This window comes from Hydrogenophaga sp., from assembly GCF_051007235.1.
In the GTDB taxonomy this organism is placed as follows: Bacteria; Pseudomonadota; Gammaproteobacteria; order Burkholderiales; family Burkholderiaceae_C; genus Hydrogenophaga.
This window is the reverse complement of record NZ_JBPCSJ010000429.1, coordinates 1-11532: the sequence shown is the minus strand read 5'-3', so window position 1 is coordinate 11532 and position 11532 is coordinate 1. Positions and strand designations below refer to the sequence as shown.

12 protein-coding genes are annotated in these 11532 nt (G+C 66.6%); 10 read left to right on the top strand and 2 right to left on the bottom strand.

The window, feature by feature from the left end:
* The coding region (locus ACR2JA_RS15385) for a YggT family protein (RefSeq protein ID WP_434009954.1) at positions 1–356 on the top strand (356 nt) is incomplete at its 5' end.
* A gap of 1 nt (position 357) precedes the next feature.
* Here ACR2JA_RS15385 and ACR2JA_RS15380 read toward each other — a convergent pair.
* Together ACR2JA_RS15380 and ACR2JA_RS15375 are read right to left on the bottom strand one after the other, a co-directional pair.
* The gene (locus tag ACR2JA_RS15380; RefSeq protein ID WP_434009953.1) at positions 358–1914 is read right to left on the bottom strand and encodes an NAD(P)H-hydrate dehydratase; all 1557 of its coding nucleotides are present in this window, start codon (positions 1912–1914) and stop codon (positions 358–360) included.
* A 77-nt stretch (positions 1915–1991) separates the two neighbouring features.
* Complete coding sequence (locus tag ACR2JA_RS15375; protein WP_434009952.1) at positions 1992–3257, bottom strand: FAD-dependent oxidoreductase; 1266 nt, start codon at positions 3255–3257, stop codon at positions 1992–1994.
* A 319-nt stretch (positions 3258–3576) separates the two neighbouring features.
* Between ACR2JA_RS15375 and rpsB the strand changes: the two genes are divergently transcribed.
* The 9 genes from rpsB to ACR2JA_RS15330 all read left to right on the top strand — a co-directional run.
* Entirely contained in the window at positions 3577–4320 is a 744-nt protein-coding gene (gene rpsB / locus ACR2JA_RS15370; protein ID WP_434009951.1) for a 30S ribosomal protein S2, read from the top strand.
* Positions 4321–4434: 114 nt separating this feature from the next.
* Complete coding sequence (gene tsf, locus ACR2JA_RS15365) at positions 4435–5328, top strand: translation elongation factor Ts (RefSeq protein ID WP_434009950.1); 894 nt, start codon at positions 4435–4437, stop codon at positions 5326–5328.
* Positions 5329–5493: 165 nt separating this feature from the next.
* On the top strand, positions 5494–6204 hold the full coding sequence (pyrH, locus tag ACR2JA_RS15360; protein WP_434009949.1) for a UMP kinase: 711 nt from the start codon (positions 5494–5496) through the stop codon (positions 6202–6204).
* 41 nt (positions 6205–6245) lie between these two features.
* Positions 6246–6806: a ribosome recycling factor gene (frr, locus tag ACR2JA_RS15355; RefSeq protein ID WP_434009948.1), complete on the top strand. Its 561-nt coding sequence runs from the start codon at positions 6246–6248 to the stop codon at positions 6804–6806.
* 15 nt (positions 6807–6821) lie between these two features.
* The gene (gene uppS / locus ACR2JA_RS15350; RefSeq protein ID WP_434009947.1) at positions 6822–7565 is read left to right on the top strand and encodes a polyprenyl diphosphate synthase; all 744 of its coding nucleotides are present in this window, start codon (positions 6822–6824) and stop codon (positions 7563–7565) included.
* Entirely contained in the window at positions 7558–8391 is an 834-nt protein-coding gene (locus ACR2JA_RS15345) for a phosphatidate cytidylyltransferase (protein ID WP_434009946.1), read from the top strand. Before uppS ends, ACR2JA_RS15345 begins: the two co-directional genes overlap by 8 nt.
* Positions 8392–8395: 4 nt before the next feature.
* Positions 8396–9583 (top strand): 1-deoxy-D-xylulose-5-phosphate reductoisomerase, encoded by a 1188-nt coding sequence (gene ispC, locus ACR2JA_RS15340; RefSeq protein ID WP_434009945.1) that lies wholly within the window; start codon positions 8396–8398, stop codon positions 9581–9583.
* A 59-nt stretch (positions 9584–9642) separates the two neighbouring features.
* Positions 9643–11007, top strand: coding sequence for an RIP metalloprotease RseP (gene rseP / locus ACR2JA_RS15335; protein WP_434009944.1), 1365 nt, complete (start codon positions 9643–9645; stop codon positions 11005–11007).
* 16 nt (positions 11008–11023) lie between these two features.
* The coding region (locus ACR2JA_RS15330) for a POTRA domain-containing protein (RefSeq protein ID WP_434009943.1) at positions 11024–11532 on the top strand (509 nt) is incomplete at its 3' end.

Here is an 11532-nt window from a genome sequence, read left to right as displayed (position 1 = left end):
GTGTGGACTGGGGCAGTCTGGTGTCGGCGGTGCTGTTGGCGCTTGCCTATGGCGCGCTGTCGATCGGCCTGGTGAGTCTGTTCGCCAACATACCCAGCTCACCAGGACTGGCGTTGGTGGAGCGAGCGATCCGCATCCTGTTGCGGGTGTTGCTGCAGGGCTGGATGATCCTGTTGTTGAGCTACGCCATCCTCTCTTGGGTACAACCCCAGTCGCCCGTGCTCGGTACGCTGGACCGGCTGTGCGCGCCCGTGCTGCGGCCGGTGCGGCGCGTGGTGCCGCTGGTGGGGGGGGTGGACCTGTCGGTGCTGGTGCTGGTGATCTTGCTGCAGATCGGGCTGATCGTCCTGGGCTGATTCAGGGTGCGCAGCCTGGCCCGCGGGCGAGCGTATCGGCTGTGAGGGTGGTGCCAGAGTCTCCCGAGGTTGCTCGCGCCACCCAGCGATCGGCCAGCCAGCCGTGGTGGTGCACCGCGCTGGCCACGCGCAGCAACACCGAAGAACCCGCGTCGGGCCCGGCCAGGGCCGCGCCGATGAGCCCTGCCAACACGTCCCCCGTGCCTGCCGTGGCGAGCGCCGCGTTACCGCTGGCGTTGATGCGGGGTGTCTCCCCCGGGGCGCAGACCACGGTGCCCGAACCCTTGAGCACGCAGACGCAGCCGAACCGCTCGCTCAGCGTGCGCGCAGCGTTGATGCGATCCGACATCACGGTGGTGGTGGAGGTTCCGAGCAGACGTGCGGCCTCCAGCGGATGCGGCGTGAGCGCGGTGGTCTGACCCCGGACGCAGCGTTGGCGCAGTGCATCCTGCAGGACGGGGTCCGCGGCGATCGAGTTCAGGGCGTCGGCGTCCAGCACCAGGTGGCGCGCGCGCTGCAGCGTGTCCGTCAGCACCGCCGCGATCGCTTGCCCCCCGCCGCATCCGCAGACCACGGCGGCGTGTTCCAGAACTGTGCTGCCACGCAGGGCGGGCCACTGGCGAAACATGAGTTCCGGGCTGACGGGGTCCCAGGCGGGCGATCCAGCGGCGTCTTCCGCGCCCAGCGTGCACAGGTACACCCTTCCCGCGCCCGCGTGCAGGGCCGCGCGTGCGGCCAGCACGGCCGCCCCGGTCATCCCAGCACCGTTGACCGAGATGTGCTGCCCGCCGATCACCACCACCTCGCCCTGGCTGCCTTTATGGGCCGCGTGTGGGCGTCCCGTCGCCTGGGTTGAGCCGTACAGGACGGCGCTGGCGGGCACGTCGGGCGGTGCGCACACACCCAGATCGTCGAACCAGACGGTGCCGGCCTGGTCGCGGCCATCGGCGGTGAACAGGCCGGGTTTCAGGGTCAGCAGGGCCAAGGTATGCCGGGGGCCGGGCAGGGTCTGTTGGCGTGTCCCCAGCAGGTGCTGGCCGCTGTCGGCATCCAGCCCGGAGGGCAGGTCGACGCACAACACGGGCGCTGTGCTGCTCTGCAGGCGAGCCAGTTGCTCGGCCATGGGACCGGTGGGCGTGCGCAGCTGGCCGATGCCCAGCAGGGCGTCGATCACCAGGTCGCACGTATCAGGCGGGGCGCTGGCCACGCGCACGCCGGCGGCTTGTGCCTGGGTCAGCGCATGGGTCGCGTCAGGGGGCAGGCGGGCTGGGTCTGCGCAGAGCGTGACCACGACGTCCAGTCCGCGGCCCGCCGTGCGTGCCCGGTGCAGCAGGTGCGTGGCCGCCACCAGGCCGTCGCCGCCGTTGTTGCCAGGCCCGCAAGCGACCCAGATGCAGCGGGCGTGCGGTGCCAGGGCTTGCGCCAGTTGAGCAACCGACAGCCCGGCCCGCGCCATAAGGGTGTGAGCCGGCAGCTGGGCGGAGGCAGCCCGTTCAATGGTGCGTGTGGCCAGCGCACCGTAGAGGGCTTCATCAAACGGGTGGTCTATGCATCGCATGGCGTTCCAGGAAACGGGCTCGGGTGGCCGCATTTCACCACGCTCATGTTGCGGTGTTGCGCTCGCGCGGATCTGCGTTAGCGCAGCCAGCGCGCAGGCGCAAACGGCGCGATGTCCAGTGCCGGACTGCGTCCTTGCAACTGGTCGGCCAGGGCGCGCGCACTGCCGCAGGCCATGGACCAACCGCTGCTGCAGTGGCCCAGGTTCAGCCAGACGCGTTGCACCGGGCTGGCCCCCAACATCGGGGCACCGTCGGGCAGGCACGCCTGGACACCACGCCATTCCTGCACGCTCCCCCTGGGACCGCCCAGCCGTGCAGCGCCCGGGAACCAGTCCATCAGGACCCGGTACAGGCGCTCCAGTTCGCGTTTGGAATGCTGGGTGGGCGAGCCACCCAGCGACCGACCGCCGGCGACGCGCACGCGCTGGCCCAGGCGGGTGACGGACACCTGGTGGCGGGCATCGATCACGGCCGACAGCGGCGCATCCAGTGGTTCGCGGATCGCTGCGCTGACACTGTGGCCGTACACCGGCTGCAGCGGCAACTGGAGCCCCAGCGGCCTCAGCAGGGCGTCGCTGGCGGCGCCAGTGCACACCACGGCGTGGTCGAATGCCTGTGCGTCAGCCGACCCGTCGCAGACGACCTGCACACCCTGGCCTGCCATGCGCAGTTGCACCACCGCACGGCCGAACTCGAAACGGCAGCCGCGCTGCTGGGCCAGGTTTTTCAGCAACAGCGTGAACTGGCGGGTGTTCGTGCTTTGTGCGGCGGGCAGCTCCAGCGCCCCATGCAGGCTGGTTTCCGCGTTGAGTGCGGGTTCGATCAGTCTCGCCTGGGCGGCATCGACTTCGCGCGCCACGGCGCCCCATTCGCGCATGGTCGCCAGTGCGGCGCGCGCCTGTGTGGCGTCGCGTTCTTGGCGCCAGAGCAGCAGCACACCCTGGCTGCTGTCCAGGCGCAGCTGGTGCTCGTCGGTGATGGCCGCCAGGCGTTCCTGGCTGTACCGTGCCAGCTGGAACAGGGCCGCTTGTCGGGGCTGGTGCTCGGCGCTGCGCAGGGCCCTCTGGCGGCGCCACAGCCAGCCCCAGGTGCCCGGTCCGGGCCATGAGCCCAGGCGCAATGCGCCCGGGAGCGAGCCGCCCGGCGCCAGGAGCGAAGGCCAGCGGGCCTCTTGACCCAGCGACGATGGCCAGCCCGGCACCATCAGGCTGCCGTTGGCGAAACTCGCACCTTCACCGGCCGTGCCATGTCGGTCGAAGACACTCACTTCGTGTCCGTCCAGCGTCAGTTCATAAGCGGTGGTGACGCCGATCACACCCGCCCCGATGACGGCGATCTTCATCCTGCAGCCCTGGGTGTGTGACGGGCTGGTGTGTGGCAATACAGATTCGGGTGGCGGCGCATGAAACTCGACAACGAAGAGGGCGCGCCACCGGCAATGGGGTGGCGGGCAGAAGTGGGTGAGGGCCGGCTTTGGGCTGCCTGCTATAATCGACAGGCTTTGCTGAGTATGGACTGGAATGGTTCCGGTCGGTCATCGGTGAAGTGCAATCGCAAACCGGCTCAACCAGGTGTTGCTCTTGAACAGACCGACCCGTCAGCGGGCGCTGCTCAGAGCAATCGGGGCCGGATTTTAGACCCAACCTCTGGAAAGAAATCCCATGTCTATCTCCATGCGCGAAATGCTGGAAGCCGGTGTCCACTTCGGTCACCAAACCCGCTTCTGGAACCCCAAGATGGCTCCGTTCATCTTCGGTCACCGCAACAAGATCCACATCGTCAACCTCGAAAAGACGTTGCCGATGTTCGAAGAGGCTGCCAAATTCGTGAAGCAGCTGTCCGCCAACCGCGGCACCATCCTGATGGTCGGCACCAAGCGCACCTCGCGTGACATCGTCGCCCAGGAAGCCCGTCGCGCAGGCGTTCCCTTCGTGGACCAGCGTTGGCTCGGCGGCATGCTGACCAACTTCAAGACGGTCAAGACCTCGATCAAGCGTCTGAAGGACATGCAGGCCCAGAAAGAAACCGGCCTGGAAAGCATGAGCAAGAAAGAGCAGCTCATGTTCGCTCGTGAAATGGAAAAGCTGGAAAAGGACATCGGCGGCATCCAGGACATGACCGCTCTGCCCGACGCCATCTTTGTGATCGACGTGGGCTTCCACAAGATCGCCATTTCCGAAGCCCAGAAGCTGGGCATCCCGCTGGTCGGTGTGGTCGATACCAACCACTCGCCCGTGGGCATCGACTACGTGATCCCCGGTAACGACGACTCGGCCCGCGCTGTGGCGCTGTACGCCCGTGGCATCGCCGACGCCATCCTGGAAGGCCGTTCCAACGCCGTGAACGACGTGGTCAAGGCCGTGGCCGCCGAAGGCAGCGACGAGTTCGTCGAAGTCACCGCCTGATCCTCGCTGACATGGCAAAGAGGGGCTCCTGTAGCCCCTTTTTCACAAGCAAACATCCCTTTTGACCTGTTCGCGTGCCCTGTGTGGGGCGCGCAGCCAACGGAGAACTGAAAAATGGCAATTACCGCAAGCATGGTCGCCGAACTGCGCGCCAAGACCGACGCTCCCATGATGGAGTGCAAAAAAGCCCTGACCGAAGCCGATGGCGACATGGCCAAGGCTGAAGAACTGCTGCGCGTCAAGCTGGGCACCAAGGCCGGCAAGGCTGCCAGCCGCGTGACCGCTGAAGGCGTGGTCGCCAGCTTCATCAATGGCACCACTGGTGGCCTGATCGAAGTGAACTGCGAAACCGACTTCGTCACCAAGAACGACAGCTTCCTGGCCCTGGCCAACGCCGCTGCCAAACTGGTGGCCGAGCACAACCCGGCCAACGTTGAAGCCCTGGGTGCGCTGCCTTACAGCCAGGACAGCTTCGGCCCCACGCTGGAAGACGTGCGCAAGGGTCTGATTGGCAAGATCGGTGAAAACATGAGCTTCCGCCGCTTCAAGCATTACAGCAACGGCGCTCAACTGGTGAGCTATCTGCACGGCACGCGCATCGGTGTGGTCGTGGAATTCGAGGGCGATGCCACCGCCGCCAAGGATGTGGCCATGCACGTGGCCGCCATGAAGCCGGTGTCGATGACCTCGGCCGATGTGCCTGCCGAGCTGATCGAGCGCGAGCGCTCGGTGGCCGCCGCCAAGGCAGCCGAGTCCGGCAAGCCGGCCGATATCGTGGCCAAGATGGTGGACGGCTCGGTGCAGAAGTACCTCAAGGAAGTTTCGCTGTTTGACCAGGTCTTCGTGAAAGCCGCCGACGGCAAGCAGACCGTGGGTGCCTACCTCAAGGCGTCCAACACCACCGCCAAGGGCTTCACCATGTACGTGGTGGGCGAAGGCATCGAGAAAAAGGTCGACGACTTTGCCGCTGAAGTGGCTGCCCAGGTCGCCGCGGCCAAGGGCGCCTGATCGGTCGTCCGGTTTTCGCCGATCGCAACAACGGGCCGCAAGGCCCGTTGTCATGTGGGGTGTCGATTTTTCGTACACCGCCAGGCGCCACCGCCCGGTGCGGCCGTCGTGTCTCGCTACACTTACCGGTTGAGGTTCAGTTGTTTGATTTGCAGGAATGAGCGTATGCCAGCGTATAAACGGATTTTGCTGAAACTGTCGGGCGAGGCCCTGATGGGCGACGATGCATTCGGCATCAACCGCGCCACCATCGAGCGCATGGTGGCGGAGATTGCAGAGGTCACCCGCCTGGGTGTGGAGGTGGCCATCGTCATCGGTGGCGGCAACATTTTCCGCGGCGTCGCGGGTGGTTCGGTCGGCATGGACCGCGCCACCGCCGACTACATGGGCATGCTGGCCACCGTCATGAATTCGCTGGCGCTGGCCGACGCGCTGGACAAGACCGGTGTGGTCGCTCGTGTGATGTCGGCCATCGCCATCGACCAGGTGGTCGAGCCGTATGTGCGCCCCAAGGCGCTGCAGTACCTGGAGGAGGGCAAGGTGGTGGTGTTCTCTGCCGGTACCGGCAACCCGTTCTTCACCACCGACACCGCCGCAGCTTTGCGCGGTGCGGAAGTGGGCGCCGAGGTGGTGCTCAAGGCCACCAAGGTGGACGGTGTGTACACAGCCGACCCGAACAAGGACCCCAAAGCCACCCGCTACACCGCGCTGACTTTTGACGAAGCCATGGCCAAGAACCTGCAGGTGATGGACGCCACAGCGTTTGCGCTGTGTCGTGATCAGAAACTGCCGGTCAAGGTGTTCTCCATCTTCAAGCCGGGCGCGTTGCGCAACGTGGTGCTCGGCGGGGACGAAGGCACCCTGGTCCACGTGTGAACCGGCGCAAGGGCGCCACACCGTTCAATTGAGGAAGACGTATGAGCATTGCTGAGATTCGCCAGAACGCCGAGCACAAGATGAACCAGTCGCTGGAAGCGCTCAAGGGCCACCTGTCCAAGGTGCGCACCGGTCGCCCCAACCCGCAGATCCTGGACACGGTGCACGTGGATTACTACGGCTCCATGGTGCCGCTGTCCCAGGTGGCCAACCTGACCCTGCTGGACTCGCGCACCATCGGTGTCGCACCGTGGGAAAAAGGCATGGGTGCCAAGATTGAAAAGGCCATCCGCGAGTCCGATCTGGGCCTGAACCCGGCCAGTCAGGGCGATTTGATCCGTGTGCCCATGCCCCCCATGACCGAAGAGCGCCGCAAGGAGCTGACCAAGGTGGTTCGGGGCGAAGGCGAGCAGGCCAAGATCGCCATCCGCAACCTGCGCCGAGATGCGAACGAGCATGTCAAGAAGCTGGTCAAGGACAAGCTGGCCTCGGAAGACGACGAGCGCCGTTCGACCGACGACATCCAGAAGCTGACCGATCGCATGATCACCGAAGTGGACCGTCTGGTGAGTTCCAAAGAACAGGACATCATGGCGGTGTGACCACCGCCTTGCCCGATGGCTGTTGCCTCCTCCCTTTCGGCTGATCGTCTGCCGCGCCACGTCGCCATCGTCATGGACGGCAACGGACGGTGGGCCAAAAAGCGCTTCCTGCCCCGCGTGGCCGGTCACAAGCAGGGCGTCAACGCGCTGCGCAACACGGTGCAGGCGTGCCTCGACCGCGGTGTCCAGGTGCTCACGGTGTTTGCTTTCTCGTCCGAGAACTGGAACCGTCCGGTGGACGAGGTGTCGGGCCTGATGGAGCTGCTGGCCGTGGCGCTGTCGCGCGAGGTGCCCAAGCTGCACCAGAGCGGCGTTCAACTGTACTTGCCGGGCGATCGCGCGTCGCTGTCGCCCCGCGTGCAGAAAGCGCTGGCCCAGGCCGAAGCGCTGACCGCCGACAACCGCCGGCTGGTGCTCAATGTGTGTTTCAACTACGGCGGGCGCTGGGACATCGCCCAGGCCGCGCGCCGTCTGGTGGCCGAAGGACGGGAAATCACCGAAGCGGCCTTGAGCGAGACCACCGCACTGGCCCATGTGGGTGATCCGGACCTTCTCATCCGCACAGGGGGCGAAATGCGCATCAGCAATTTCCTGCTCTGGCAGAGCGCTTATACCGAGCTGGTGTTCACACCCTGTTTGTGGCCCGATTTTGATGCCCAGGCGCTGGACGTGGCCCTGACCGAATACGCCAGCCGCGAGCGCCGGTTTGGCCAGACCTCCGAACAGGTGGCATCCGCCTCCGGGGCGGCCCATGCTTAGGCAGCGCGTCGTCACCGCACTGGTGCTGCTGGCGCTGCTGTTGCCGGCCCTGTTCTATCCCTCCATCGAACCGTTTGCACTGCTCACGCTGGGGCTCATCGTGGCCGCAGGCTGGGAATGGGCCCGCCTGAACGGCAGTGCGCCGCTGACCGCCAAGGCCTTGGGGCTGGGCCTGGGCGTTGTGCTGGCGCTGGTGTGGTGGATAGGCGGCCTGGCCCACACCTTGCGACCTTTGTGGCTGGCCGTTGGCGTGCTGTGGGTGCCTTTGGCATTCTGGATGCTGCGCCGTGGGGTGCCGGGCTGGGGGCTCTGGCCCGCGCCGCTGCGCCTGTGGGGCGGTCTGGTGCTGGTGGCTTGTGCCTGGCAGGCCCTGGTGCAAGCCCGGCTGATCGGGCTGGGCTTTCTGCTGTCGGTGCTCACGCTGGTGTGGATGGCCGACATCGCGGCCTATTTCGGTGGCAAGACCTTCGGCCGGCGCAAGCTGGCGCCGAGCATCAGCCCCGGCAAGAGCTGGGAAGGCGTGTTCAGTGGCATGGCCGGCGTGTTGCTGCTGGCGGTTGGCTGGCTCTGGCTGGACGCTCGGGGTGTCACCGACCAGCCCAGCCTGTTCACCCGTCTGTGGGCGTTGGGCCCGATGGTGGCGGTGCCCGCCGTGTTGGGCTTGACCGCCATGAGCGTCGCCGGCGACCTGGTGGAGTCGCTGGTCAAACGCAGTGTCGGCATGAAGGATTCCAGTCAGCTGCTGCCGGGGCACGGCGGCGTGCTCGATCGTGTGGACGCGCTGTTGCCCGTGCTGCCACTGGCCATGATGTTTGCTGTTCTCTGATCCCATGAGCGCCTCCTTGCAGTCCATCACCGTCCTGGGTTCCACCGGTTCCATCGGCACCAATACGCTGGACGTGATCGCGCGCCACCCGGACCGCTACCGCGTGTTCGCGCTGACAGCGGCGACGCAGGTCGAGACCATGCTCGCTCAGTGCCAGGCCTTTGCCCCGTCCTACGCCGTGATGGCGAGCGAGCCCCACGCACGACAGCTCGCCGAACGGGTGAGGGCGCTGGGCTTGCCGGTGCAGGTGCTGGCGGGTGAGCAAGCGCTCTGCGACGTGAGCGCCGACCCGGCCGTGGACGCCGTCATGGCCGCTATCGTCGGCGCCGCCGGCCTGGCGCCCAGCCTGGCCGCGGCCCGCGCGGGCAAGAAGCTGCTGCTGGCCAACAAAGAGGCCCTGGTGGTGGGCGGCGACCTGTTCATGCAGGCCGTCCAGGCGGGCGGTGCCACGCTGCTGCCCATCGACAGCGAGCATTCGGCGGTGTTCCAGTCGCTGCCAGAGGACCCCGCCACCTGGGATCGCCGGGTCCGCAAGATCGTGCTCACCGCATCCGGCGGTCCGTTCCGCACCCGCGACCCGGCCACGCTGGCCGAGGTCACGCCGCAGCAGGCCTGCGCCCACCCCAACTGGGTGATGGGCCGCAAGATTTCGGTCGACTCCGCCACCATGATGAACAAGGCGCTCGAAGTGATCGAGGCGCGTTACCTGTTCGGTTTGCCTCCGGAGCGCATCGAGGTGGTGATCCACCCGCAAAGCGTCATCCATTCCATGGTCGAGTACACCGACGGCTCCATGGTGGCGCAACTGGGCACGCCCGATATGCGCGTGCCCATCGCCTACGGTCTGGCGTGGCCCGAGCGCATCGCGTCCGGGGCGGCCGGTCTCGACTTCACCCGCCTGGGTGCACTCACCTTCGAGCAGCCCGATGATTTGCGTTTCCCCGGTCTGCGCCTGGCCTGGGATGCCTTGGCGGGTCCGACTGGCACCACCGCCGTGCTCAACGCGGCCAACGAGGTCGCGGTAGCCGCCTTCCTGGCCGAGCGCCTGCGGTTCGACCAGATCCACGCGGTCAACCATGCAACTTTGGCGGCCCTCAGCCCCTCCAAGCCCCAGAGTCTGGATGATCTGCTGGACATCGACGCACAAGCTCGGGCCTTGGCCGACGCGGCCGTGGCCCGGCTGACCCGCTGATCGCCAGCCCCCGGGCGGCCTGGCGCCGACCCACCCCCAACCTGGATGACCCGCCGAGCATGACAACGCTGATCGCTTTCGTGGTGGCCCTGGGCCTGTTGATCGCCGTGCACGAATACGGCCACTACCGCATGGCCGTGGCCTGTGGGGTGAAGGTGCTGCGCTTCTCCGTCGGTTTTGGCAAGCCGCTGCTGCGCTGGCGCAAAAAAGGCAGCCCGACGGAGTTCGTGCTGGGCGCCTTGCCGCTGGGTGGCTATGTGCGCATGCTCGATGAGCGCGAGGCCCCGGTGGACGCATCCGAGCGGCACCTGGCCTTCAACACCCAGCCGCTGCGCTCGCGTGCGCTCATCGTGGCCGCTGGCCCGGTGGCCAACCTGCTGCTGGCGGTGGCCCTTTACAGCCTGGTGAACTGGACCGGCGTGGAGGAGCCTCAGCCCGTGATCGGCAGCCCGGTGGCGGGTTCCGTGGCAGCTCAAGCCGGGCTGCACGGCGGTGAATGGGTGGTGCAGGTGGGCAGCGACGGCGACGAGCCGACCGATGTGCGTTCGTTTGAGGACTTGCGGTGGCGCTTGACCCAGGCGGCGCTGGAGCAGCAGGACCTGACCCTCTGGGTGGCCCGGGAAGCCGGTGGCAACACCCGCGCGGTGCCCCTGGCGCTGAGCAGCCTGAACGTGACCGAGGCCGATGCCAGCCTGTTCCAGCGCATTGGCATCACGGCACCGTGGACACCCCCGGTGGTCGGCGAGGTGTCGCCCGATGGTGCGGCCGCAGCGGCCGGCCTGCGAGCCGGCGACCTGGTGCGGAGCATCGACGGCACCCCCGTGGCCGACGGACAGGGTTTGCGCACCAGCATTCGCGCCGCGGTGGGGCCGCAGGGCCAGGCGGTGATGCAACAGTGGACCCTGGAGCGCGCTGGGCAAACGATGGAACTGCAGGTGCGGCCCACGCCGGAGCGCCTCGATGAGGCCTGGATCGGCCGCATCGGCGCTTACATCGGCGGTGCACCCGCCATGACCACGGTGCGCCTGGGTGCCATCGAAGGGCTGGTGCAGGGCGTGGTGCGCACCTGGGAGGTGTCTTGGCTGTCGCTCAAGATGATGGGCCGCATGCTGATCGGCGAGGCCTCGGTCAAGAACCTCAGCGGTCCGTTGACGATCGCAGACTACGCGGGCAAATCCGCCAGCCTCGGTGTCACGTCTTACCTCCTGTTTCTGGCGCTCATCAGCGTTAGCCTGGGGGTGCTCAACCTGCTGCCGCTGCCCGTCTTGGACGGGGGGCACCTGATGTATTATCTTTGGGAGGGTGTGACCGGGCGCCCCGTTTCCGAAGCTTGGTTGGAGCGCCTGCAACGCGGCGGTGTCGCGATTCTGATGGCACTCATGGCCGTTGCCCTGTTCAACGATGTGGCCCGCTTGGCTGGCTGAACCTTCTCCCTTTCTCATGAAACAAAAACTCGGAGGTCTGCGCGGCCTGTCGCTGAGCGTGGTCGCTGCATCCCTTTTGTCGGCCCTTCCGGCGTGGGCCGTTGCCCCTTTCAAACTGCGTGACATCCGGGTGGAAGGCCTGCAGCGGGTCGAGCCAGGCACGGTGTTCGCCTCGCTGCCGTTCCGCATCGGTGACCAGTACAACGACGACAAGGGATCGACCGCGATCCGCTCGTTGTTTGGCCTGGGGCTGTTCACCGACGTTCGCCTGCAGATCAACGACGACGTACTGATCGTCATTGTCGAAGAGCGCCCCACCGTGGCCGACGTGAGCTTCACCGGCATCAAGGAATTCGACGCCGAAGTGCTCAAGAAAGCCTTGCGGGACGTGGGCCTGGCCGAAGGCCGTCCGTATGACAAGGCCTTGGCCGACCGGGCCGAGCAGGAGCTCAAGCGCCAGTACATCAATCGCAGCCTGTACGCCGCCGAGGTCGTGAGCACCGTGACGCCCATTGAGCGCAACCG